22 protein-coding genes, 1 tRNA gene and 1 riboswitch are annotated in these 23,088 nt (G+C 59.7%); of the genes, 10 read left to right on the top strand and 13 right to left on the bottom strand.

Features of this window, described 5'->3' with window-relative positions; translation table 11 throughout:
* Positions 1-466: 466 nt before the first annotated feature.
* Entirely contained in the window at positions 467-1,000 is a 534-nt protein-coding gene (locus QSK43_RS03615) for a DUF1003 domain-containing protein (protein WP_332302347.1), read from the bottom strand.
* Between the two features lie 119 nt (positions 1,001-1,119).
* Positions 1,120-3,060 carry an LTA synthase family protein gene (locus QSK43_RS03610; protein WP_332302346.1) on the bottom strand — a complete coding sequence of 647 codons (1,941 nt, stop codon included), beginning with the start codon at positions 3,058-3,060 and terminating at the stop codon, positions 1,120-1,122.
* 249 nt (positions 3,061-3,309) lie between these two features.
* Here QSK43_RS03610 and QSK43_RS03605 point away from each other — a divergent pair, with 249 nt between their 5' ends.
* A complete protein-coding gene (locus tag QSK43_RS03605; RefSeq protein WP_332302345.1) occupies positions 3,310-4,989 on the top strand; it encodes an NAD+ synthase in 1,680 nt (559 codons plus the stop codon).
* Positions 4,990-5,256: 267 nt separating this feature from the next.
* On the opposite strand, the gene QSK43_RS03600 is transcribed toward QSK43_RS03605, so the two are convergent.
* A complete protein-coding gene (locus QSK43_RS03600; protein WP_332302344.1) occupies positions 5,257-5,634 on the bottom strand; it encodes a glyoxalase superfamily protein in 378 nt (125 codons plus the stop codon).
* Positions 5,635-5,825: 191 nt separating this feature from the next.
* Here QSK43_RS03600 and QSK43_RS03595 point away from each other — a divergent pair, with 191 nt between their 5' ends.
* Positions 5,826-6,656 (top strand): TolB family protein, encoded by an 831-nt coding sequence (locus QSK43_RS03595; RefSeq protein WP_332302343.1) that lies wholly within the window; start codon positions 5,826-5,828, stop codon positions 6,654-6,656.
* Positions 6,657-6,865: 209 nt separating this feature from the next.
* Positions 6,866-7,050, top strand: a riboswitch (cobalamin riboswitch).
* 75 nt (positions 7,051-7,125) lie between these two features.
* A complete protein-coding gene (bluB, locus tag QSK43_RS03590) occupies positions 7,126-7,842 on the top strand; it encodes a 5,6-dimethylbenzimidazole synthase (RefSeq protein WP_332302342.1) in 717 nt (238 codons plus the stop codon).
* A 177-nt stretch (positions 7,843-8,019) separates the two neighbouring features.
* Here the strand turns inward: bluB and QSK43_RS03585 are convergent, their stop codons facing one another.
* Complete coding sequence (locus QSK43_RS03585) at positions 8,020-9,123, bottom strand: DUF2865 domain-containing protein (protein WP_332302624.1); 1,104 nt, start codon at positions 9,121-9,123, stop codon at positions 8,020-8,022.
* A gap of 134 nt (positions 9,124-9,257) precedes the next feature.
* A complete protein-coding gene (locus tag QSK43_RS03580; RefSeq protein WP_332302341.1) occupies positions 9,258-11,573 on the bottom strand; it encodes an NADP-dependent malic enzyme in 2,316 nt (771 codons plus the stop codon).
* Positions 11,574-11,816: 243 nt separating this feature from the next.
* On the opposite strand from QSK43_RS03580, the gene QSK43_RS03575 reads away from it, so the two are divergent.
* Entirely contained in the window at positions 11,817-12,656 is an 840-nt protein-coding gene (locus QSK43_RS03575; RefSeq protein WP_045022423.1) for a UDP-2,3-diacylglucosamine diphosphatase, read from the top strand.
* A gap of 275 nt (positions 12,657-12,931) precedes the next feature.
* Here QSK43_RS03575 and dgcA read toward each other — a convergent pair whose 3' ends face one another.
* Positions 12,932-13,915, bottom strand: coding sequence for an N-acetyl-D-Glu racemase DgcA (gene dgcA, locus QSK43_RS03570; RefSeq protein WP_332302340.1), 984 nt, complete (start codon positions 13,913-13,915; stop codon positions 12,932-12,934).
* Positions 13,916-14,058: 143 nt separating this feature from the next.
* On the opposite strand from dgcA, the gene QSK43_RS03565 reads away from it, so the two are divergent.
* Genes QSK43_RS03565 through QSK43_RS03550 form a run of 4 tightly spaced genes read left to right on the top strand, consistent with a single transcriptional unit; the run spans position 14,059 to position 18,066 of the window.
* Entirely contained in the window at positions 14,059-15,219 is a 1,161-nt protein-coding gene (locus QSK43_RS03565; protein WP_332302339.1) for an ABC transporter permease, read from the top strand.
* 10 nt (positions 15,220-15,229) lie between these two features.
* Positions 15,230-16,066, top strand: a complete 837-nt coding sequence (locus tag QSK43_RS03560; RefSeq protein WP_045022414.1) for an ABC transporter ATP-binding protein — start codon at positions 15,230-15,232, stop codon at positions 16,064-16,066.
* Between the two features lie 8 nt (positions 16,067-16,074).
* On the top strand, positions 16,075-17,445 hold the full coding sequence (locus tag QSK43_RS03555) for an MlaD family protein (protein ID WP_332302338.1): 1,371 nt from the start codon (positions 16,075-16,077) through the stop codon (positions 17,443-17,445).
* Positions 17,446-17,460: 15 nt separating this feature from the next.
* The gene (locus tag QSK43_RS03550) at positions 17,461-18,066 is read left to right on the top strand and encodes an ABC-type transport auxiliary lipoprotein family protein (RefSeq protein ID WP_332302337.1); all 606 of its coding nucleotides are present in this window, start codon (positions 17,461-17,463) and stop codon (positions 18,064-18,066) included.
* 176 nt (positions 18,067-18,242) lie between these two features.
* Here the strand turns inward: QSK43_RS03550 and QSK43_RS03545 are convergent, their stop codons facing one another.
* Positions 18,243-18,677 carry a PACE efflux transporter gene (locus QSK43_RS03545; protein ID WP_332302336.1) on the bottom strand — a complete coding sequence of 145 codons (435 nt, stop codon included), beginning with the start codon at positions 18,675-18,677 and terminating at the stop codon, positions 18,243-18,245.
* 671 nt (positions 18,678-19,348) lie between these two features.
* Here QSK43_RS03545 and QSK43_RS03540 point away from each other — a divergent pair.
* Positions 19,349-19,600 carry a hypothetical protein gene (locus tag QSK43_RS03540; RefSeq protein ID WP_332302335.1) on the top strand — a complete coding sequence of 84 codons (252 nt, stop codon included), beginning with the start codon at positions 19,349-19,351 and terminating at the stop codon, positions 19,598-19,600.
* Positions 19,601-19,748: 148 nt separating this feature from the next.
* On the opposite strand, the gene QSK43_RS03535 is transcribed toward QSK43_RS03540, so the two are convergent.
* The 4 genes from QSK43_RS03535 to QSK43_RS03520 all read right to left on the bottom strand — a co-directional run bounded on the left by QSK43_RS03535 (position 19,749) and on the right by QSK43_RS03520 (position 21,411).
* Positions 19,749-19,937, bottom strand: a complete 189-nt coding sequence (locus tag QSK43_RS03535; protein ID WP_045022398.1) for a hypothetical protein — start codon at positions 19,935-19,937, stop codon at positions 19,749-19,751.
* A 290-nt stretch (positions 19,938-20,227) separates the two neighbouring features.
* Entirely contained in the window at positions 20,228-20,452 is a 225-nt protein-coding gene (locus QSK43_RS03530) for a hypothetical protein (protein WP_045022396.1), read from the bottom strand.
* A 203-nt stretch (positions 20,453-20,655) separates the two neighbouring features.
* Positions 20,656-20,907: a hypothetical protein gene (locus QSK43_RS03525; RefSeq protein WP_332302334.1), complete on the bottom strand. Its 252-nt coding sequence runs from the start codon at positions 20,905-20,907 to the stop codon at positions 20,656-20,658.
* Positions 20,908-21,078: 171 nt separating this feature from the next.
* Positions 21,079-21,411, bottom strand: a complete 333-nt coding sequence (locus QSK43_RS03520; protein WP_045022504.1) for a hypothetical protein — start codon at positions 21,409-21,411, stop codon at positions 21,079-21,081.
* A 450-nt stretch (positions 21,412-21,861) separates the two neighbouring features.
* Here QSK43_RS03520 and QSK43_RS03515 point away from each other — a divergent pair, with 450 nt between their 5' ends.
* Positions 21,862-22,311 (top strand): hypothetical protein, encoded by a 450-nt coding sequence (locus tag QSK43_RS03515; protein ID WP_332302333.1) that lies wholly within the window; start codon positions 21,862-21,864, stop codon positions 22,309-22,311.
* Positions 22,312-22,466: 155 nt separating this feature from the next.
* Here QSK43_RS03515 and QSK43_RS03510 read toward each other — a convergent pair.
* Both QSK43_RS03510 and QSK43_RS03505 read right to left on the bottom strand, forming a co-directional pair.
* Positions 22,467-22,542, bottom strand: a tRNA-Lys gene (locus tag QSK43_RS03510).
* A gap of 155 nt (positions 22,543-22,697) precedes the next feature.
* A complete protein-coding gene (locus tag QSK43_RS03505) occupies positions 22,698-22,952 on the bottom strand; it encodes a GlsB/YeaQ/YmgE family stress response membrane protein (RefSeq protein ID WP_332302332.1) in 255 nt (84 codons plus the stop codon).
* Positions 22,953-23,088 lie beyond the last annotated feature (136 nt).

Below are 23,088 nucleotides of genomic sequence, written 5' to 3'. Positions count from 1 at the left end.
AGGTGTGAACTTTGAGGAAGTTGTCCGTTCACAGCGGCCGTGGGGTGCGTGAGGGTTCACCCCCCTCTACCCTGCCGGGCATCTCCCCCTCAAGGGGGGAGATCGATCTGCGGCAAGGTTTCGGCCATCTCCAAGCTTGAGAATGAAGCGACACAACTTCGTCCACGCGCGGCGCTGCCGGGCGTGGGATGGATGGAGGGCGTCGGGCGGTTGCCCGGCTGCGCTATAGTTGAGGTAGGTGTGGATCGGATGCGTTGCGCAGCCGGGTCTTTCCGAATGCCGCATTTCGTGAGAGGCGGTGCACCGCCTTCCGCGAAATGGTTCTGAATTGGTTGAACGTGCCAGCGTTCACGTGGTTCAGAACCGTCCCTCGGTTTGCGCCACGTCTGGCTTCTACCCGGCAGGACTGGTGTCAGAATAACAGCGTGCGGCGCGGCGGGGAAAAGCGGGGATGAAATTTTCCGCTTCAGTCTTCTTTCCGGGTGACGTGGCGGTGAAGGACGGCGAGATCCTGCCTGAGCGCTGCAAGCTCGGCCAGCACCTTCACATCGATCTTTTCATGCAGCGACAGAACCTCAAGCTCGGCCTTCAGGTTGACCTCGTAATCCTTGGCGGCCTCGAAACGGTCGCGGGCGGTCTGCCGGTTCTGCGACATCATGATGATCGGCGCCTGTATGGCCGCCAGCATGGAGAGCAGAAGATTGAGGAAGATGAAGGGATAGGGGTCGAAGGCGCCGGTGGTCAGCACGATGGTGTTGACGATGGCCCAGACCACCAGGAAAAAACAGAAGCTGAGGATGAATCCCCAGGAACCGCCAACCTTGGCGATATTGTCGGCCAGCCTGTCGCCGAGGCTCGCGCCAGCGGAGAACTCGGCATTGGTATCGGTGGAGATCAGCTTTTTCTGGTGCGACAATTCCAGAATGCGCCGCTCCACCTCGCCGATTTCGCGGGAGGAGCGCTTGAAATGTGCGGCGATATAATCGGAGATGTCTGACACGGTGTGTCTCCGGTTGCGGATGGTTCGTTACGGGCTCCTATCGAAATAGACCCGCATTGCGGTGGAATTCAAACGATTTCCGCCGCCGTGCGGGTCTCACGTCCAGCGTCGATGGGCCATCAGACGGAGGGGGCCGCCTCGTTTACCCAGTTGAAGCCGGGGAAGAAGCGCTCGCGGCCATATTGCTTGCCGAACATCATGTCGAATTGCAGCAGTCGGTAGTTGCGCACCACGTCGGGAATGGAATTCGACGCGATCGACCAGTCGGGCAGGGCTTTGCCGTCCGTGCCAACCAGCATATGCCGGTCGATGACGGAGAATGCCTGCTGAACCTCGCCGAGCGTTCCCGTATAAAAGGGGTCGGAGAAGCCGGCGGTCTTCAGCACGTGATAGGGCAGAAGCGCCGGGCTGATCGTGCCGATATTCTTGCGCATACCGGTCTTCGAGGACCAGACCACCAGCGGCGTTTCGTGTTCCTTTTTCATGACATCCAGCGGCGCGCGGCGGCTTGCCACCATGCCCGGCATGTAGCCGCTTTCCACGAAGGTCTGGCCGAGCGGCGGCAGGTGATCGCCGAAAAGCACAATGATGGTTTCCCGGTCACGCTTCTTGGCCCAGCGCATCAGTTTCAGAAGCGCCTCGTCGGCCTCCACTACCCCCTGCGAATAGGTTGCGAGCGCCTGTGATGCGGAAGCGGAAAGATCACCTTCCACGCCGATAGTATCGGCGGCATAACGGCCCGCCTCGTAAGGCCCATGTCCCTGCAGGGTGACGGCGAAGAGGAAGAGCGGGTTGCGGGCCTGCTCGGTCGTCGCCATGATCTCGTCCATCAGCGCGTCGTCGGAGGCGAAGTTGCCGCGCTTTTCCATGGGCGGCAATGTTTCCTCAGAGCGGAATTCCTCAAAGCCGAAATTCTTGTAGACTTCCTTGCGGTTCCAGAACCATTCCTGAAACGGATGCATGGCGATGGCCGAATAACCTTCGCCCCGGAAGAAGCTGGCAAGCGAGGGCACCGGGCGGCGGATATATTGCTGATAGGGAATGCTGCCATAGGGCAGGAAGGCGTTGGAAAAGCCGGTCAGCGCTTCAAACTCCACATTCGCCGTCATGCCGCCGAATTCCGGCGAGAACACGTTGCCGGACTGCTTGGCCCGGATGGTCGGCATCGGATCGGCCGAGAGCTTCACGTTTTCAAGCCGGGTCGGGTCCCATAGCGATTCGCTCATCAGCATGATGACGTCAGGGTAATCGCCCTTATTGGCGGCGAAGGCGGCCGGTTCCGATGTCAGATCGGCGATGCTGTTTTCGCCGTAACCCTGTGGGGCCGAAACATTCGCCATCGGAATATTGAAGGCAAAGGCCAGCAGGAAACCGTTATGGCGGTAATTTTCCTGCTGATCCCACATCATGGGAATGATGTTGAGGCGATCGCGTACCCAGGAATAATGCGAATAGTCCATCAGCGAGGCGAGGCCAGCCAAAATCGGCAGCGCGAGCGCCAGCCCGGCGGCGCGTTCCCGCCAGCTCAGGCCCGGCGAATGACGCCGCGCCAGCAGCCAGAGAGCGGCGATAGCCGCAATGGTGGCACAGAGGCCAAAACCGACCAGCGCCGCCGTCAGCGGCTGAGCTTTGAGCATCGTCGGCAGAAGCTCGAGAATCTGCCGGCCGAACAGCAGGTCGGAGGGATAAAGCGGGTCGGAGAGATAAGTCTGTTTCTGCGCGGAAATCAGCCCCGTCAGCGCGCAAAGCGGCACAACCACAATCAGCGACAGGTAACGCCGGCCAAGGATCGAATCCAGCGCCACGAGGATAGTGAGCACGGCGGCAATGGTGGTCATGCCGGGGCGGGCGGGTGAGGTGAGGAACGTGCCGATATCACTGAGCGAACCGCGGGCGATCCATTCCAGCACGACGATGAGCACGACGGAGGTGAGCGTCAGGTTGACCAGCGTATAGGCCGTGCCCGAAAGCTTCGAAAGGCCCCGCGTCCATGCGGGCGAAAAGGTAAAACCAGCCTTCTCGGAAGCCGTTGTTTTTGGCGCCGATTGTCTCAAACTCATACTCCGGTATTGCGGGGCGGCACCGCGCAATTCGGGGAGGTGAATCGGGGTGTCGCAAAACTGTCATGTAAATGTCACATACGCGGGATGAACGCGACATGAACTTTGCGGAATCCGACGGGCGCGGCGATAACCTTCGTGTGAACGGGAACCGTGGCTGGAACGTGCCCCCTGCTTGAACGCTCCAAGGCGGCCCGGCATGCAATTGCCGCGTTGCGGAGCGGCCACGGGCGCGGTATTGAAAAAGTCATGAGCGACAGACACGACATCAAGAACCATCTCAGAATTGCCGTCGGGCAGTTCAATCCGACAGTTGGCGACGTGGCGGGCAATCTCGCCAGGGCGCGCGAGGCACGGGCCGATGCGGCGACGCAGGGCGCCGATCTCTTGCTTCTGACCGAGTTGTTCATATCCGGCTATCCGCCGGAAGATCTGGTGCTGAAGCCGGCTTTTCTGAACGCCTGCCTGAGGGCGGTTGAGGAACTGGCGGCGGAGACTGCCGATGGCGGGCCGGGCGTCGTCATCGGTTTCCCTCGTCAGGGCGAGACGGGACGGCACAATTCGGTGGCGCTTCTGGATGGTGGCAAGATCGTTGCGCTGCGCGACAAGATCGACCTGCCGAATTATGGCGAGTTCGACGAAAAACGCGTTTTCGCCGAAGGGTCGATCTCCGGTCCCTATAATTTCCGTGGTGTGCGGATCGGTATTCCGATCTGCGAGGAAATCTGGAACGACATGGGCGTGTGCGAGACGCTGGCCGAAAGCGGGGCGGAAATCCTGCTGGTGCCGAATGGTTCGCCCTATTATCGCGGCAAGCTGGATGTGCGCCATCAGGTGGCGCTGAGACAGGTGATCGAAAGCGGGTTGCCGTTGGTCTTCGCCAACCAGCTGGGCGGGCAGGATGAGCTGGTATTCGACGGTGCGAGCTTCGGCTTCAACGCCGACAAGTCTCTGGCCTTCCAGATGAGCCAGTTCGAGGCGACCCTTGCCGTGACCGACTGGAAACGCACGGAAAAAGGCTGGCGCTGCGAAAGCGGACCATTCTCGAAAATCCCCGATGGTGAGGAGGCGGACTACCGCGCCTGCATGCTGGGCTTTCGCGACTACGTCAACAAGAACGGCTTCAAGAGCGTGGTTCTCGGCCTTTCCGGCGGCATCGATTCGGCGATCTGCGCCGCGATCGCCGTCGATGCGCTGGGCGAGGAGCGGGTACGTTGTATCATGCTGCCCTATCGTTACACCTCCGAGGATTCGCTGAAGGACGCTGCCGATTGCGCGAGAGCCCTCGGCTGCCGTTACGATATTGTGCCGATCGCAGAACCCGTGGATGGTTTCCTGACGGCGCTTGCCGATCTTTTCGAGGGCACGGAAGAGGGCATCACCGAGGAAAACCTGCAAAGCCGCGCACGCGGCACCATTCTGATGGCCGTTTCCAACAAGTTCGGCTCGATGGTGGTGACAACAGGCAACAAGTCGGAAATGTCGGTGGGTTATGCGACGCTCTACGGCGACATGAATGGTGGTTTCAATCCCATCAAGGACCTCTACAAGATGCAGGTCTACGCCATTTCCAGCTGGCGCAACGGTCATGTGCCTCCGGGTGCGCTCGGGCCTTCCGGTGAGGTGATCCCCGCCAATATCATCTCGAAAGCACCGTCCGCCGAATTGCGTCCCAACCAGACCGACCAGGATTCGCTGCCGCCCTATCCGGTGCTGGATGACATTCTGGAGTGCCTGGTCGAGAAGGAAATGTCGGTCGAGGAAATCCTCGCACGCGGCCACGATGTGGCGACGGTGCACCGGATCGAACATCTGCTCTATCTCGCCGAATACAAGCGCCGCCAATCCGCCCCCGGCGTGAAGATCACCAAGAAGAATTTCGGCCGCGACCGCCGTTACCCGATTACAAACCGGTTTCGGGATCGGTGATTGGAGGCCGTGTGGGTAGGTGCTATTTCGCTCGGCGTCGCCGCTTGTTTCTTCTCCCCGCCGGGGAGAAGGTGGCCCGAAGGGTCGGATGAGGGGGAACCCTCACCGAATATCGCTGCCCTTGCCCCCTCATCCCGCTACCGCGACCTTCTCCCCGGCGGGGAGAAGAAACAAGTGGCATGCGCTCGGTCCCCAACGACGCTGCACTATGAGGTCTCGTGTCTCTTATAGACAAGCGGCGCGGACATGCCGCGCCGCCCACTCACGTCAAATAACCTGCCCCACATCGATACGGTTGCCATCCGGGTCTTCGAAAACGAAGGCCCGCAGGCCGTAATCCTTGTCCTGCAGGCTTTTGATGATGCGCAGCCCATGTTTCTTGCAAAGCGTATGCAGCGCGTCGACGTCGCTGACCAGCATATGCGCCACGTTGAAGGGTGCCGGCTTGTGCGTGGTCTGCAATGTCAGGTGCAGTTCGGCATTACCCTGTTTCAGGATCATGAAACCCACGGGGCTGCCGTTTTCGAAGGTCTTTTCGAACCCCAGCAGACCGACATAAAAATCATGGGCCTTTTCGATATTTTTGACAGGAAGCATTGCGGCGATCCGGCCGAACCGGATGCCGTGATCGGCGATGGTATTCATCGCGGAACCTCGGATCTGGGAGAAACGGGGAGCGATGCGGACGGTGCCGGAACGCTGCTGTTTTTTCCGATTTGAATTTGCAGGGCGGTGCCTGCGGCAATAGGATCATAATCACGGTGGCGGCGGATGCAAATGGAATATCCGCGCCACGTCACGTTCCGCTCCAGATTATCGACAGGCCGGGAGGCAGCATGCGCAGCTCAATCGAAATCTTCAACATCCGCACCCGGCAGATGCGGGTGGTCTGGCAGACACCTCATCTGTTCGAGGCGCCGAACTGGTCGCCGGACGGAAAATATCTGCTGTTGAACGCCGAAGGGCTGCTTTACCGGCTGTCTCTTGCCGGCGATGCTTTGCCGGAGAAAGTCGATACCGGCTTTGCCACCATCTGCAACAACGACCACGGCATTTCGCCCGATGGTTCGCTCTACGCCATTTCCGACAAGGTGGAATTCGGCAAGAGCGCCATCTATCTCCTGGCCTCGACGGGTGGCGCGCCGCGACTGATGACTAAGAATCTCCCTTCCTACTGGCACGGCTGGTCTCCCGACGGAAAAAGCTTCGCCTATTGCGGCATTCGCGATCAGGTTTTCGATATCTATTCCATGGACATAGACAGCGGCGTTGAGACGCGCCTTACCCATGGTGAAGGCCGCAATGACGGACCGGATTATTCGCCGGATGGCGGATGGATCTATTTCAATTCCAGCCGCACCGGCCTGATGCAGATCTGGCGCGTGCGGGTGGATGGCTCGGCCGTCGAGCGCATCACCGACAGCGCCTATGGCGACTGGTTCCCGCATCCGTCTCCTGGGGGTGACAAGGTCGTGTTCGTCTCCTATGACGCCGATGTCTTCGATCATCCGCGCGATCTCAATGTGCGCGTGCGGCTGATGGATATGGATGGCGGCAACGCGGAGACGCTGTTCGAACTTTTCGGCGGGCAGGGCACGATGAACTCGCCCAACTGGTCACCGGATGGGGATGAATTCGCCTATGTGCGTTATTTTCCCGTGGAATAATGCGATTAAGACGAGGAGGTACTCCTTCCGTCATGCCGGCCTTGAGCCGGTATCCAGCCGACGCGCGTCTGCGCGGCGAAAAGATTCTTTTCAGCCCAAGGACTTGGTCTGGCTGGATGGCTCAAGGTCGGCATGACGAAGGTGAGGGGTGCCATGGCCGCATTGCCGCATTGCCCGCCAGGATGCTTGCGTTGGCGAGCTTTCTTGCCCATAAGCTTCCGCCGTCAGGTGCCTGCCATTCGCGGTGGGAGAATCGGGAATCCGGTGCAAGACCGGTACGTGCCCAGCGCTGTAAGGCGGATGCCCTTTTTATCGTGCCACTGAAGCAATTCGGGAAGGCGAAAGCGGGCGGATGAAGCCAAGTCAGAAGACCGGCCTGACAGGATAGACCGCACCGCGCGGACGGCGGCAGGTTGTTGAAAAGGCGGGGCGCGCTTGCGCCCGGCCTTCGCATTGTTGGGGATAAACGATGCCGTCCGATCCGTTCGCCACCAATCCGCTCGACGCCAATACGTTCGATCACGCACTTTCGCCCGCCCGCCCGTTTTCCGACGGGGAGCGAGAGACGATCTACCGCGCTATAGAAACCCGCCGGGATGTGCGTGACCAGTTCCTACCCGATCCGCTGCCGGAAGATGTGGTGCAGCGTCTGCTGAAGGCGGCGCATTCCGCGCCATCCGTCGGCTTCATGCAGCCCTGGAATTTCACGCTCGTCACCGATGGCGCGGTCAGGCAGGCGGCCTGGGTGGCCTTCAGCCGCGCCAACGCCGAGGCTGCGGCGATGTTCGAGGGCGAGCAACAGGTGCTTTACCGCAGCCTGAAGCTCGAAGGCATCCGCAAGGCCCCGCTCAGCATCTGCGTCACCTGCGATCCGACGCGCGGCGGCAAGGTGGTGCTGGGCCGCACCCACAATCCGCGCACCGATGTCTATTCCACCGTCTGCGCCATCCAGAACCTCTGGCTCGCGGCCCGCGCCGAAGGTATCGGCGTCGGCTGGGTCAGCATTTTCCACGACAGCGATATTCGCACTATTCTCGATATTCCCGACCACGTCGAAATCGTCGCATGGCTATGCCTCGGCCGCGTCGATACGCTCTACACAGAACCGGAACTGGCGGTGAAGGGCTGGCGGCAGCGCGTGCCGCTGGAGGAACTGGTGTTTCGCAATCGCTGGGGTGGGCGGTAGAGGGCGGCGCGGGATCGACTGTGGGTGACCATTGGCTGGCAGGACGTTGGGCTTATTTCTTCTCCCCGCCGGGGAGAAGGTGGCCCGAAGGGTCGGATGAGGGGGAACCCTCACCGCATATCGGGGGAGAAGAAACTAGTGGCGCTCGCTCGTTCCACAACCGGTATACGATGGGCGTTATTGCTGCGGTTGCAGGCCCTTCAACGCCGGGTTCTTCAGGTCGATCCGGCCTGTCTGGTCGGGCAGGAATTTCGGGCCGATAACGCGGACCTTGCTGCTGTTCGGGTCGTAGTCGCGTTCGGGAACCGGTTGCTCCGGCGGCTTTGCGGCTTGTTGCAGTTCGGTTGGTTTTTGATCCTTGTCACCTTGTGGTGATGGAATGGTCGTGATGCCGGAATAGGGTTTTTCAGCCTCTGGCCGGGCGGTCTCCTGCTTTTTCATCTCGTCGTGATAGGCGGCCATGTTGCAGGCGCAGCCCGGCGCTTTTGTCGAGGCGTTGCGGTAGGCGAAGGCGGTCGGCAGGTCCTTGTAGGGTTTTCCGGTTTCGGCCGAGACCATGTCGGCCGTTTCCTGATCCGTCATGGAGTGGAAATAAAGCTCCGTCTCCGTGCCGGGACACATTTTCTGGCATTGCTCTGCCTGGGCGCGGAAATCGAGCGGCGAGGCGTTGGCGGCAATGGGGAAAAACGAGCCGTCGCAGGTGCGCACGCACAGCGTCCGAAGCCCGCCTTCGGCTGCGGCGTTGGGGTAGGGCGACAGCCCCGCCTGTCCCGGCGGATTGCCGGGTTGGCCGAATGCATCGGGGTAACGCGTCACATCGGGAGCCTGTGGCGACTGCGCGTCCGTTTCGGGGATGGCGTTGCAGCCATTGGCGTCCAGAGCGGCGAGGATGCGCTGGCGTCTGATGTCGCCATCGTCGCTGCTCTGGGCGGCCATCGCATCGTCGCGGTCGCGGATGATGGCGTCGCGTTCGCTCTGCGCATCCGCCATCGCGTCGCTGATCTCAGCGCAGAGATCGGCATTGGGGCTGCCATAAACGGTGACGCTTCCGGAAGAGCAGCCATAACGGCGCAGATCGTTCCTGATCCTGCGGATTTCTATGTTCTGGCGGGTAAGCGCATTGGCGTAGCGGCGCACCTGCGCCGTATTGCCGATGACACGTGGCGGCTCGCGCAGCTGCGCATAAAGCGTGTCGCAGACCTGATCCGCGAAAGAGGCGGCCGGTGCAACGAAGAGAAGAGGAAGCAGGAGGCCGATGATGCGGCTGCGGCGCCGGGTCAATTGTTCGATCCGTTCGATGTCCCCGGCTGGTGCAAGGGCGTTATACTTCACGAAAACCGTGTTTCTGGAAGATAACATAAGCTGTTGCCGCAATGCGGCAACAGCTTGTTCAAAATTGCGTTAATGCGCTGGCATCACACCGAAGGGTGCGAAGCCTGCACCACGGCGAAGGCCGCCATGTTGACGACGCCGCGCGAGGTGACGCTGGGCGACAGGATGTGGGCGGGAAGCGCCGTGCCGAGCAGGATCGGGCCGACATGCAGGCCCTCCGTCAGCGTGCGGGTGACGCCGAGCGTGATGTTGGCGGCATCGAGGTTGGGGAAGACCAGCAGGTTTGCCTCGCCGGTCAGCACGCTGTTCGGCATCGCCCGCTTGCGCAGCGATTCCGAAAGCGCGGAGCCGCCCTGCATTTCGCCGTCCACTTCCAGTTCGGGTGCCGCCGCCTGCACGATCTTCAGCGCGCGGCGCATCTTGCGGGCGCTTTCCGAATCGCGCGAGCCGAAATTGGAGTGGCTGGCGAGCGCGATCTTCGGCGTGATGCCGAAGCGGCGGATTTCCTTGGCCGCCAGAATGGCCATTTCAGCCACTTCCTCGGATGTCGGATCGTTATTGACGAAAGTATCGGTGAGGAACAGCGCGCCCTGCTGGGTGATGAGCAGGCTGAGGCCTGCAAACGAGCGTACGCTCTCCTGCTTGCCGATGATCTGGTTCACATCGCGCAGGTGCCGGTCGTAACGGCCTTCGAGACCGCAGATCAGCGCATCCGCTTCGCCACGCTTCACTGACAGCGCGCCGATGACAGTGGAGTTGGTGCGCACGATGGTGCGGGCCGCCTCCGGGCTGATGCCGGCGCGGCCGACGAGAGCGAAATAATCGTCGACATAATCGCGGTAACGCGGATCGTCTTCCGGATTGACCACGGCAAAATCCGTATGCGGACGGATGCGCAGGCCGAAGCGCTTGAGGCGCGTTTCGATGATCTGCGGACGGCCGATGAGGATCGGGATGCCGGTGCCTTCTTCCAGCAGCACCTGGGCTGCGCGCAGCACGCGCTCGTCTTCGCCTTCGGCAAAGATGATGCGCTTCTTTTCGGCAGCCTTGGCGGCATTGAAGACCGGCTTCATGATGAAGCCGGAACGCCAGACGAAACGGTTCAGCTGGTCGAGATAGGCTTCGAAATCGGTGATCGGCCGGGCCGCGACGCCGCTTGCAGCTGCGGCGCGGGCAACGGCGGGCGCGATGCGCAGGATGAGGCGCGGATCGAACGGCGAGGGAATGAGATAGTTCGGGCCGAAGATCGGCGTTTCGCCGCTATAGGCCTTGGCGGCGACTTCGGAAACTTCCTCGCGGGCAAGCTCGGCGATGGCGTGCACGGCCGCCATCTTCATTTCTTCGTTGATCGTGGTTGCGCCGCAATCCAGCGCGCCGCGGAAGATATAGGGGAAGCAGAGCACGTTGTTGACCTGGTTCGGGAAGTCCGAACGGCCGGTGCAGATCATCGCATCCGGGCGGGCAGCGCGGGCCGCCTCCGGCATGATTTCCGGATTGGGGTTGGCCAGCGCCAGGATCAGCGGATTTTCCGCCATGCGCTCCAAAAGTTCCGGTTTCAGCACGCCCGCCGCCGAAAGGCCGAGGAAGACATCGGCGCCATCGATCGAGTCGGCCAGAACGCGCTTGTCGGTCTTCTGGGCGTAGATTTCCTTCCACTCGTCCATCAGCGTGTTGCGGCCGTCATAAACGAGGCCCTCGATATCGTGGACCCAGATGTTTTCCTTGGCAGCACCCATGGCGACAAGCAGGTTGAGGCAGGCCAGCGCCGCCGCACCGGCGCCCGAGGCGACGATCTTGACGTTGGAAAGCGACTTTCCGGCCAGTTCCAGCGCATTGGTGACGGCGGCGGCGACGATGATCGCCGTGCCGTGCTGGTCGTCGTGGAAGACCGGGATGTTCATTTTCGCGCGCAGCTGGCGCTCCACCTCGAAACATTCCGGCGCCTTGATATCCTCAAGGTTGATGCCGCCGAAGGTGGGCTCCAGCGCCGAGATGGTGGAGACCATGTCGTTGATGCCGGGCGCGTCGATCTCGATGTCGAAAACGTCGATGCCGGCGAATTTCTTGAAGAGGACGGCCTTGCCCTCCATGACAGGCTTGGAAGCGAGCGGGCCGATATTGCCAAGGCCAAGCACCGCCGTGCCATTGGAAATGACCGCGACCAGATTGGCGCGGGCGGTATATTCCGCCGCCATTTCCGGGTTCTCATGGATGGCGAGGCAGGGGGCGGCAACGCCGGGCGAATAGGCGAGCGCCAGATCGCGCTGGTTGCCGAGCGGCTTGGTGGCCTGGATTTCCAGCTTGCCTGGGCGCGGGTAGCGGTGGAAAAAGAGCGCCTGTTCCTCGATGTCGGCCTTTGCCGTGTCGGCGGGCGTGTTGTTCTTATCGTGAGAGGTCATTCTTTCACCGTCATATCTGGCACCGTCATATTTCGTTTCATTCCGGCCCTCTGAATACAACAAACTTCCCCGTGGTACAGCCGTTATTTACCGCCTCCTTATGCAAATGCGGGCATGGCTTATTCGCGTTTTCGTGATGCCATCAGTCATATTCCGTATAAAAACGGGCCTTTGTCATGTTGCTGAAACACGAGTCTGGTTCTGAGAGGGAAGAAAGCCGCAGGGACGCAACCGAACAGGGGGATGAAATCCGTGGCCGGTCAAATTGAAACCAGACAGTTCAGAACGCTTTTCATTTCCGATGTCCATCTCGGCTCCAAAGCGGCCAAGACGGATTTCCTGCTCGACTTCCTGAAGTATCACGAGGCCGAGACGATCATTCTGGTCGGCGACATCATCGACGGCTGGCGGCTGCGCCGCAGCTGGTACTGGCCGCAGGGCTGCAACGACGTGGTGCAGAAGCTGTTGCGCAAGGCCCGCAAGGGAACGCGCATCGTTTATATTCCCGGCAATCACGACGAGTTCCTGCGCGAGTTTCCGGGCATGCATTTTGGCGGTATCGAAGTGGCCGAGCGCATGATCCACGAGGCGGGCGATGGCAAGAAGTACCTCGTCATCCATGGCGACGAGTTCGACGTGGTTGTGCGCAATGCCCGCCTTCTCGCCTATCTCGGCGACTGGGCCTATGATGCGGCGATCGCGATCAACATCGCCATTGCCGCCGTGCGCCGCCGTATCGGCCTGCCTTACTGGTCGTTTTCGGCCTGGGCCAAGCTGCAGGTGAAACACGCCGTCAACTTCATCGGCGAGTTCCAGCGCGTGGTTGTCGAAGAGGCGAGGCGCAACAATGTCGACGGCGTCATCTGTGGCCACATTCATCACGCTGTGATGGAAGACATGGACGGCATCCGCTACATCAACACCGGCGACTGGGTGGAAAGCTGCACGGCGATCGCCGAAAATGCAGACGGCACCTTCGAGCTGATCACCTGGATGCAGACAAGCGATGTTCCTTCCGAACGGACGTCGGATGAGATGGAGCCGGTGGATATTCCGGGGCTGATCGGCAAGCACGCGGCCTGATTGGGGCGGTTAGCTGTAGCGGACGATAAGCCCTCTTAGGAATGGTCCGTTCGGGGAGGCGACAACATCCGCACACCGTCATCCCGGCCTTGAGCCGGGATCCAGTGCGATCAAGTCTTTGATCGCGGTAGACTCTTTTCACGGCGCAGACACGCCGTGGCTGGATGCCGGATCTAGTCCGGCATGACGGAGGAGGGGTTTTGGAACCTTCTCAGCGACTTCGTGGGTAGATAGCTGCGGTGCCTCGGTCCTCTGTGGAACCGTAACGACGGCTCTTAACCCCACAATTCCGGCCGTGACGGATAGACCAGCGATCCCTCATAAACGAGCCCCGGCTGCCGGTCCTCAGCCAGCAGCAGCGGGCCGTCGAGATCGGAAAAGGCTGCCCCTTGAGCGGCCAGCACGGCAGGCGCCATGCCGAGCGAGGTGCCGAGCATGCAGCCGACCATGATGGTGAAACCGAGTCGTTCCGCCTCCGCCTTCATGAGCAGCGCTTCCGTCAGGCCGCCGGTCTTGTCGAGCTTGATGTTGATCGCATCGTAACGGTCGCGCAGGCCTGCGAGATCTCCGGTGGAATGCACGCTTTCGTCGGCGCAGATCAGGACCGGGTGGTCGATGCGGGCGAGGATGGCGTCCTTGCCGGCGGGTAGCGGCTGCTCGATAAGCGCGATGTTCAGCTCGGCTGCAAGTCTCAGATAATATTCGATATTATAATCGTTCCAGCCCTCATTGGCGTCGATGATGATACGTGCATCGGGTGCTGCGGCGCGCACTGCCCGCAGCCGCGCTTCGTCATCCGCCGTGCCGGTCTTGATTTTCAGCAGCGGGCGTGCGGCGTTTTCCGCCGTTTTCGCAGCCATGGTCTCGGGGTCGGCAAGCGAGATCGTATAGGCGGTGACGAGCGGTTTTGCCGCCTGCCCGAGGGCGCGCTCGGCGGCTCTTTTGCCGCTCATTTTGGCTTCCAGATCCCACAGCGCGCAATCTACCGCATTGCGGGCGGCCCCCGGTCTCATGGCCTGCTGCAACTCCTGCCGTGTCAGGCCGCCGGCAATCTGCTCAGCCATCTCCTCGATATCGGCGATGACGCCCTCAATGCTTTCGCCGTAGCGCGGATAGGGCACACATTCGCCGATGCCGGTGAAGGAACCATCGCGGATGGTGCACGTTACGACATCCGCATGCGTACGGGTGCCACGCGAGATGGTGAAGCTGCCGGCGACGGGAAAGCGCTCTGTTGTGGCTTGAAGGTAACGGGGCATGTTTTTTCACTTCCGATTGGGCGACAAAAGACACATGACGCCAAATTTATCACGAATTGTCAGCCGTCACTGTGGCTTGCCGAAGACCGAAACGTTATGAAACCTTTAAGAATCTCGTGACGGCGGCATTCGCTCGGAGCATTATGCAAGATCAGGACACACGGCAACAGGCGAACCCGGCCGCAATTACCGAAGACGGCACCGTCTCCGGTGGCGGCCTGCGGTATGTTATGTCCGGCTCCTGGCGCAACAGCAATCTTTCCAGCGTTTTCAGAAATATTGAGAAGATAGAGAAAAGCAGGATAGCCGGTCCGGTCGAGATCGATATGTCCTCCGTCGAGGCGATCGATACCACCGGCGCATGGGTCATCCATCGATTGCGCAAGGCGGTGGAACAAAGTGGCGCGACCGTCACGCTTACCGGCAATAAGCGCATTGAGGATTTGATCGGCCAATTGCCGGACGAAGCGGCGATGGAGGGCGAACCCGTTGTCCGCGAGGGACTGGCGGAACGCATCTTTTCGCCGATCGGCAAGGCCGTCGTCCAGAACGGCGCGGATTTTCTGGCCGGCATGTATATTTTAGGCTCGGCCGTGCGCGGCGCGCAGATGAAGCTCGGGCGCGGACGCGGTGTGTCGCCGGCGGCGATCGTCAACCAGATCGACCATATGGGCGTGCGCGCCGTGCCGATCATCATGCTGATGTCGTTCCTGATCGGCGCCATCATCGCCCAGCAGGGCGCTTTCCAGCTGCGTTATTTCGGGGCGGAAGTCTTCGTCGTCGATCTGGTCGGCATTCTGCAATTGCGCGAAATCGGCGTTCTCTTGACCGCGATCATGATTGCCGGCCGTTCCGGCAGCGCGATCACGGCGGAAATCGGCTCGATGAAGATGCGCGAGGAAATCGACGCGCTGAAGGTGATCGGTCTCAACCCCGTCGGCGTGCTGGTGTTTCCGCGTCTTGTTGCGCTTACGATCGCGTTGCCGCTTCTGACCATCCTTGCCAATTTCGCCGCACTTTTCGGCGCGGCCGTCGTCACCCTTCTTTATTCCGGCATCACCTTTGAGGTGTTTCTGTCGCGCCTGCATGGTGCGGTCGAGGAATCGACCATCGCCGCCGGCATGATCAAGGCGCCGTTCATGGCGCTCATCATCGGCATCGTCGCGGCGGTCGAGGGCATGAAAGTGGGCGGCTCGGCGGAATCGCTCGGCAAACACGTCACGTCGTCGGTGGTCAAATCGATCTTCGTCGTCATTCTGGTGGATGGCCTCTTCGCCGTCTTCTACGCAGCCATCGATTTTTAAGGAGGGCGCGTTGGAGAAACCGGACCAGAGACAGCAACAGACCGGAACCGCAAAAGACGGGCGCGAAGTGGTGCTTTCGGTCGAGGGTGTGACCGTTGGTTTCAACGGCCGGAACGTGCTCGAGAATCTCAACCTCGATGTCTATCGCGGTGAAATTCTGGGCTTTATCGGGCCTTCCGGTTCCGGCAAGTCGGTTTTGATGCGCACGGTTTTGAGACTTTTGCCGCGGCAGGCGGGGGCGATCCGCATTCTCGGAACCGATTACGACAAGGCGAGCGAGGAAGAGCGGGTGATGCTCGATACGCGCCTTGGCGTGCTTTTCCAGCAGGGCGCTTTGTTTTCCGGCCTGACGGTCAAGGAAAACATCCAGCTGCCGATGCGCGAATATCTGGATCTGCCGAAAAAGCTGATGGACGAGCTTGCCTATCTGAAGATCGAGATGGTGGGTCTGAATCCGGATGCAGGCGACAAATACCCGTCGGAGCTTTCCGGCGGCATGATCAAGCGCGCAGCCCTTGCCCGCGCGCTCTCGCTCGATCCCGACCTCGTCTTCCTCGACGAGCCGACATCCGGCCTCGACCCCATAGGGGCGGCGGAATTTGATATGCTGATCTCGCGCTTGCGCGATTCGCTCGGTTTGACCGTGTATATGGTGACGCACGACCTCGACAGCCTGTTCTCCGTCTGTGACCGCATCGCGGTTCTCGGCCAGAAGAAGGTACTGGTGGAAGGGACGCTGCAGGACATGTTTGCCTGTGACGACCCCTGGGTGCAGTCCTATTTCCGCGGCAAACGAGCGCGCTCTGTCGTTCTTCCGGACGGCAGGCAGGAACACCCGGTGGAGTAACAAGAAGCATGGAAACCAAGGCGAACTACACCATAGTCGGAATTTTCACGCTGATCGTGATCGCCGCCGCATTCGGCTTCGTCTACTGGATGGCGGAATTCGGCCGGGGCGGCCCGACGGCGCAGCTTCTGGTGCGTATTCCCGGTTCGGCGAACGGCCTTTCCGTCGGCTCTCCGGTGCGCTTCAACGGCATTCCGGTCGGCACGGTGCGCGGCCTTGCCATCGACCGCGACGATCCGGCCTATTCCATCGCCTTTACCGAGGTGCAGGCCGATGCACCGGTTTTCCCTTCGACGCGCGCCGTGCTTGAAATTCAGGGCCTGACGGGTGCGGCCTATATCGAGCTTTCCGGCGGCAACAAGGATGGCGAGCGCATTCTGCAGAAATCCGTCGAGAGCGGCGTTCCCGCCGAGCTGACCGCCGATCTTTCCAGCGTCACCAACCTTCTCGCCACCGCCGACAAGATCCTGAAGCGTGCCGATGGCGCCATCGGCGAATTGCAGGGTTTCGTGCAGGATGCCCGTGCTCCCCTGACGCAGACGGTGCGCAACGCCGAGAAATTCTCCGATGCGCTGGCCGCCAACTCCGACGGCATCAAGAGTTTCATCGCGAGCCTCAGTTCGCTTTCCACCACCGTGCAGTCGGTTTCGGTCCGTCTCGACGGGACCCTGACCGCCATCGAGGATCTGGTGAAGGCGGTGGATGCGGGCAAGATCGATTCCATCCTGTCGAATGTCGACAAGGTGACGAAGGACGTCGCTTCCGCTTCCAGCGATATTCAGGGCATCATGGAGACGGTGCAGACTACCGCGCGTAACTTCGAGGCGGCGAGCACGCAGGTGCAGACCGTGGTGAAGCGCGCCGACGAGCTTCTGGCCTCCGTCGATCCCGCCAAGGTGGGCACCGTCGTCGACGATGTTTCCTCTGCGACCGCCGATGCGCGCGACGCGGTGGCGAACTTCAAGCGGATCGCCGACGATGTCGGCACCCGCCGCGCCGATATCGACAAGGCGATTACCGACTTCACCGACATGGGCCGCAAGCTGAACCTTGCCTCCAGCCGTGTCGACGGCATTCTCGTCAAGGTCGACACCATGCTCGGAACAGACGACGCCAATTCGCTGTTTGCCAAGGTGCGCGAGACATTGACCTCGTTCAAGGCCGTTGCCGACAATCTCAACGCCCGGATCGGGCCGATCGCCGACAATCTGACCCGCTTCTCCAGCTCGGGCCTGAAAGACTTCCAGGCGCTGATCGGCAGCACGCGGCAGACAGTCGACAATCTCAACAATGCCATCACCAATATCGACCGCGATCCGCAGCGGTTGATTTTCGGCGGCGAAACCGTGAAACAATATGACGGCAGAACAAGGCGCTAAGAGGGGTATGGGCCAATGACACGATTGACGAACGGCCGAATGCGCCGCGCCCTGCTTCTGGCTCCGCTGCTGGCCGTCGCGATGGCGGGCTGCGCGGGAACCCCCTCGAACGACACGTTCGATCTCTCCGTCTCTCCGGCGACCGTGACGCAGGGGCCTTCGCTCAAAAGCCGGCAATTGCTGATCGCCGATCCGACTGCGCTGAAGGCGCTGGACAGCGAAAACATCGTGGTGCGCCTCTCCGGTTCGGAAGTGCAATATCTCGGCAATTCGCAATGGAGCGACCGCCTGCCGCGCATGGTGCAATCCAAGCTCGTGGAAGCCTTTGAGGATACCGGCAAGCTCGGCGGCGTCGGCCGTCCGGGGCAGGGACTGGCGATCGACTATCAGGTGGTGACCGATATCCGCGCCTTCGAGGTGGATACGGGCAAGAACATCGCCAATATCGAAATGTCGGTGAAGCTTCTGAACGACCGCAACGGCTCGGTGAAGGCGCAGGAAGTGTTCCGCGCCAGCACTCGCGTCAGCGGTTCCGGCAACGCCAATTTCGTGAAAGCGCTGGATCAGGCCTTCGCCGCCGCCACCCGCGATATCGTGGCCTGGACGCTGAAATCTCTCTGATCAGTAAGGAAGAGTTGCCGGCGTTGAGCCCATGGCTGCCGAGAATGATGACACCTCTCGTCCTTCAGTTTGACCCATACCCTTTCGAAATCGCTGGCTCCTCGGGCAAGCCCGAGGAGTTGATAGGATAACGACCGCGCCTTGAGCTTTTCGCTGCGTGCCGGGTTCGCCGTCGGTCAGACGGCGTCCTGCGATTGCCATTCCGGCAGCGGGAAAAGCCGGTCGTAACCCCAGTTGAAGACGAAGGCATAGACCACGTAGAACAGCGCAAACGAGATATCCATTACCAGCGCCTGCGCAAGGCTGATGCCCAGATACCAGGCGATGAAGGGCATCAGCACGATCAAGAGGCCCAGTTCGAACAGCAGGGCGTGCGCGACCCGGATGGCGGGCGTCTTCAGCGTCGTGCCTTTCAGGCGCTGCATGGCATGGTCGAAGCCGAGATTGTAAAGATAGTTCCAGGCCGTCGCGAGCGTGGCGCTGACGAGGCCGACAATGCCAATATCTTCCATCGGCATGTGAAATACGAGTGCGCCCAGCGGCACGACAAGCAAAAGGCCGAGGATTTCGAAGCTGAGGGCGTGGCGGATACGATCGGGCAGGGAGCGCAATTTATTCTCCGGTATGTGACCGGGCCGTCCCGCATGCTGTCGCCTTGATGGCCGAGGTCGTCCTCTCGCCCAGCCATATAGCGGTTTTGCTGCGAATTTTCAAGCGTGGGGTTGGGTTGGGATTGGGAGAGTGCTCCTTGTTTCTTCTCCCCGCCGGGGAGAAGGTCGCGGCAGCGGGATGAGGGGGCAAGGTCAGAGATAATCAGTGAGGGTTCCCCCCTCATCCGACCCTTCGGGCCACCTTCTCCCCGGCGGGGAGAAGAAACACGCGGCGGCGCCTTGCCCTCCCTCGGGCCACAGGAACCGCTTTCGGAACAATATCGGTATTTTTTCGTTATCGCTTATGGAAGGAGGCGTGCCATGCAGCATAATTCCTCTGACGCAAGAACGATAAAGGCCGCCAATGCGGCAAAGGCCACGACTTACACGCCAAGCCTCATTTCCCTCAAGGGAAGTTATGTGGCGATGATATTCCGCAGGCCGCTTTGCCAAAATCCGCTGGATGTGCGGAAAAAATAATAGCGATATGCCTGACCCATCGCCCCATTGCCCACCGATGACGACGACTGCCGTAATGATCGACAACTTTAGATGTCTCTAAAGTGTGATTTTCAATCCGGACCATCTCCCCCTAGACTGGGAGATCGCCACGAAAGCGAAGGGAGAATGACATGAAATCAGTTCTCATTATCGCCGCTGTCCTTGGTTTTTCTGCCAGTGCAGCGTTCGCGGAATGCGCGGGTCATGAAAAGATCAACGCTTCCGTTCCTGCCGTCGACCGTGAATTCAAAACCGCAAGCATCGTTCCGCCGACGGATCCGGTGGACAAGCCCGTCGTCATCCTGAAAAAGACCGATCGCCTTCCGGCGGCAACGGTTGCGACGACAGGTGAGCCCGAAGCCGCAATGCAACGCATGCAATAAGACAAGACAATGATCTCTTCATTCTGAAAATCCCGTGCGCGATGTGATCCGCACGGGATTTTGCTTTCGGCAGACAGGGGCGAGGATGAGCGTTTCCGCTTCGCGATCCTACTCTGCCCGTCGTTTTCCGTGAGCCTTCTGCCGTCGTCTAGCTGTCGAGTTTCAGCGACAATTGCCGTGGCCCTTCGTTCTTTTTCAGCACGTAGAGCGGCCGGGCGATGATGACTTCCGTTCGCCGCTGCAATTCCCGCCGCCGCTCGAGCGCGCGTTCACGCATATCGCGGGAGCGGGCGACTACGGAGAGGGCATTTTCTATGGTTGCGTCTGCTGCGTTCATCGCTGGCCTCCATAATGTTCACTTTATGTTCTCATTATTGGTCGCTTATGTCAACACTATGGCGGCGTTGCCGCCAAGACAGCGCGAATGCCCCGGGGGATGACCGGTAAGGGGGGCTGGCTGGCCTGCGATGCGGTTGGCGGCGCGCAGCCGTTTCGCCTCGCGTGCTTACCACGGAGCGACGCAATGCCCCTGCGGGAGCGAGGCGGACGCTCCAGCCAGTTCAATCGATTTTCGGGATGATGCGGCGACGATGCCGACGTCGATCGGCTCCGTCTGGCGGGAGGATATCAGGACAGAGGGCGGTGATCCGGCGCGGCCAGGCTGGAGAGCATGTCGCTCAAATGTTCGCTGGCGAGTGCGACGATGGCAAGTGCGGCCTGCTGGCGGTTCCAGCCGGCGCTTTCCGCTTTTTCGATCAACCCCTGAATGGAGGGCTCCAACGCGAATTGGCACTCGGCCTGGTAGTCCATAGTGTCGATAGAAAGCGATGGAGAATTTATAGCGGCCCGCATCGTTTGGTCTCCCTGTTTTCCGTCATGCCCATCGTTACGCGAAACGCAAATCGGAACATGCACATTCAGAGGCCTGTGATATCGGCCTGCTTTGCAGGCCCGCATATCACTGGCAGCGAATCCCCCAGCAGGCGGGACGTTAACGGCAAGTCCCGATCTCTGTCAACGAACGCGCGGTAGCGGCGGCGCAGGCGCGCGCTTTTTCAGCGCCTTCCGTTCCGAAAAGGTTTCCGTCTCCAGACCAGCAGGGCCATGACGTAAAGCGCAAAAAGCACGAACCATGTGACGGGCAGCACCATAAAAAGTGCCGCATAAGCGCAGCTTCCCTCAAAACAAGAACCGAGAAATCCGGAATCGGCCAGCGCTCCGGACAATAAAAACGCACATACCCCGCTTCCGGCTGCGCCGACGACGAAAAGCAATATGTTGACGATCAATCTCATCACGCCAATCATAAGGATGATTGAGACAGCTTTGGGGAAGGGGCGGCACAGCCACGCCGATATTTCACCGTTTCGGCGGCTTTGCCGAAAAACCGCTATTGTCGGAGCGGCAAACCCGTTTTTGAAGACTGTTCGCCGGAGCAGGCCCCGCCTTGATCGGGCGGGGCCGTTATTGCCGGTCTGTTATTCGGTGATGGTGTATTCGCCGAGTTCGCAGAGATTCTGCGTATCCTCGAGGTCTTCCAGCTCGTCGCCCTGAAATTCGAAGCGCATGTCATATTTGCAGACGCGGCGGCCATCGGCGATGGAGATCTCCATCGTTTCGCCCGGACCAAGCGCCTTCTTTCCGAAAACGTCGTCTTCCCAGTCATCGACGCCGACCGGTGAGGTGTAGAAAGCGTTGAGAACCGAGTTTGTGCCGTTCTTCAGCGAAAAGACGAGGTCTTCCGCCTGCGCCCCACCCGCAACCGTCAGCGCCGCGCCGAAAAATGCCGCCATTACCCATTTCGATGTCATGATATCCCCCATTGCGCCATTGTTCTGGCCGGGCAATGCATACAGCCAAACTGGCGGCTTGCAATGCAAACTATGGCCCTTGGTTAAGGCGGAAAGCGCATTTGTGGAGTAGATTTTCGTGACAGTCAGATTATTTGGTAAATTATAAATACATAATTGATTTTTGTCATATTGTTTTTGCTGTTTGATAGTTTAATTATTTTATATATGTATATTTTTGTATTTATTTTTATGATTGATAATAATTTGTATTACAATACTATTTTTTATGGATATGTATTTCTCTGTTATTTTTATCGACATATATATTATGTATTCCGTAGTGATGGCGAAACCAGATTTTCGGATGTTTTTCATCTCCGACGCTTTAAAGAAATTTTACTTACGAAAACGGTTTTTTAAAAAATTGTAACCGGCTGGCCAGAGAGACTAGTCGTTTCCCGATAAAGGATGTTTGAGTTGTTCAATCGCTCGTTTTGGGTGTTCCGCAGCCTCAGGCTGCCGGGGCTCGTGGCGTTGGTTATCTTGACCGGAGGCGCTCTGACGCGGGCTTCAGGTCAGTCGCGGGAATGCAGGGATCCGACGCCGGCCAGCAATATCAACGAAATGTTCGACGCGATCTATGCGTGCTGGGTGCCGCCGGAAGATAGCGAGGGGCTTGTGGTGACGCTGCAGTTCATCCTGCACAAGGACGGGCAGATACGGGGCAAGGTGGTCGTCACCGCAGCGCGCCCGCAGGAGGACAGCCCAAGACGGCAGGCCTTTATCGATTCCGCCATCGACGCGGTAAAGCAGGCGGCGCCGGTTCCTTTCACCGAGGACTTCGGAAGCCGTATTGCCGGCCGACCTTTGGGACCTCGCTTCATCGGAACGAGCAGCGTGCCGGAAATGGAATTGTAGACCGTCCGGGGAGCTATTTCGCCGTACGCCCGACGCCGTCGGAGGACAGGCCCGGTGTCTCGCTCAGGCATGGCGATGTGGATGATTTTCTCCACTCGGCCGCTGATGCGATGCTTTAAATTAGCATCGCAACGTCTTGTCATTTTAGGAGAATTTGGTGGGTGATGTAGGGCTCGAACCTACGACCCGCTGATTAAGAGTCAGCTGCTCTACCAACTGAGCTAATCACCCGACCGACACCGTGTGGCGGTGTGAAGGGGCATATAAAGGGGAAGTTTTGGGTTGTCCAGCGCGGAAATGAAATTTCTTCGACTTTTGTGACGAAAAAATTTCAGCCGCGCTGGAAAAGCCTGGAAATCCGGGGTTTTACGGATTTAGCCTTTTGCTCACCCGCGTCTGAAGGCCCTGCCGATAACGATGAGGATACAGGCGCCGATGAAGCCGGCGATGAGATAACCGAGCCAGCCGGTCAAAACGATTCCAAACACCGAGAGAATGGCGTTGGCGATGATCGCGCCGACGATTCCAAGAAGGATGTTCATGAAAACACCCATATTGCTTTTCATGAATTGTTCGGCGAGCCACCCGGCGACACCACCGATGATGATAGCTGCGATCCAGCCGATACCAGCAGATTCCATGATTTCCTCCCATGTTTGCTGCATTATCGAAGGTGATGATTCTCCGGGTGAAAAGCAAGGCAAACTCCTGAAAACCTCGTTTTTTGCGGGTGGTTTTCTGCGCGGCAGGCGGTAAATAGCCTGATGCGGAGTTAAG

This window comes from Rhizobium sp. GR12 (genome assembly GCF_036596185.1).
Taxonomy (GTDB): domain Bacteria; phylum Pseudomonadota; class Alphaproteobacteria; order Rhizobiales; family Rhizobiaceae; genus Agrobacterium; species Agrobacterium nepotum.
This window is presented reverse-complemented; position numbering and strand designations above follow the sequence as displayed.

Bases quoted from the DNA above. Each gene is read 5' to 3' on its own strand.
- QSK43_RS03610 (WP_332302346.1), bottom strand. From the start codon at position 3,060: ATGAGTTTGAGACAATCGGCGCCAAAAACAACGGCTTCCGAGAAGGCT.
- QSK43_RS03540 (WP_332302335.1), top strand. From the start codon at position 19,349: ATGAAATCAGTTCTCATTATCGCCGCTGTCCTTGGTTTTTCTGCCAGT.
- QSK43_RS03580 (WP_332302341.1), bottom strand. From the start codon at position 11,573: ATGACCTCTCACGATAAGAACAACACGCCCGCCGACACGGCAAAGGCC.
- QSK43_RS03605 (WP_332302345.1), top strand. From the start codon at position 3,310: ATGAGCGACAGACACGACATCAAGAACCATCTCAGAATTGCCGTCGGG.
- QSK43_RS03505 (WP_332302332.1), bottom strand. From the start codon at position 22,952: ATGGAATCTGCTGGTATCGGCTGGATCGCAGCTATCATCATCGGTGGT.
- dgcA (WP_332302340.1), bottom strand. From the start codon at position 13,915: ATGCCCCGTTACCTTCAAGCCACAACAGAGCGCTTTCCCGTCGCCGGC.
- QSK43_RS03600 (WP_332302344.1), bottom strand. From the start codon at position 5,634: ATGAATACCATCGCCGATCACGGCATCCGGTTCGGCCGGATCGCCGCA.
- QSK43_RS03515 (WP_332302333.1), top strand. From the start codon at position 21,862: ATGTTTGAGTTGTTCAATCGCTCGTTTTGGGTGTTCCGCAGCCTCAGG.
- QSK43_RS03550 (WP_332302337.1), top strand. From the start codon at position 17,461: ATGACACGATTGACGAACGGCCGAATGCGCCGCGCCCTGCTTCTGGCT.
- QSK43_RS03525 (WP_332302334.1), bottom strand. From the start codon at position 20,907: ATGATTGGCGTGATGAGATTGATCGTCAACATATTGCTTTTCGTCGTC.
- QSK43_RS03530 (WP_045022396.1), bottom strand. From the start codon at position 20,452: ATGCGGGCCGCTATAAATTCTCCATCGCTTTCTATCGACACTATGGAC.
- QSK43_RS03565 (WP_332302339.1), top strand. From the start codon at position 14,059: ATGCAAGATCAGGACACACGGCAACAGGCGAACCCGGCCGCAATTACC.
- bluB (WP_332302342.1), top strand. From the start codon at position 7,126: ATGCCGTCCGATCCGTTCGCCACCAATCCGCTCGACGCCAATACGTTC.
- QSK43_RS03595 (WP_332302343.1), top strand. From the start codon at position 5,826: ATGCGCAGCTCAATCGAAATCTTCAACATCCGCACCCGGCAGATGCGG.
- QSK43_RS03535 (WP_045022398.1), bottom strand. From the start codon at position 19,937: ATGAACGCAGCAGACGCAACCATAGAAAATGCCCTCTCCGTAGTCGCC.
- QSK43_RS03555 (WP_332302338.1), top strand. From the start codon at position 16,075: ATGGAAACCAAGGCGAACTACACCATAGTCGGAATTTTCACGCTGATC.
- QSK43_RS03520 (WP_045022504.1), bottom strand. From the start codon at position 21,411: ATGACATCGAAATGGGTAATGGCGGCATTTTTCGGCGCGGCGCTGACG.
- QSK43_RS03575 (WP_045022423.1), top strand. From the start codon at position 11,817: ATGAAATCCGTGGCCGGTCAAATTGAAACCAGACAGTTCAGAACGCTT.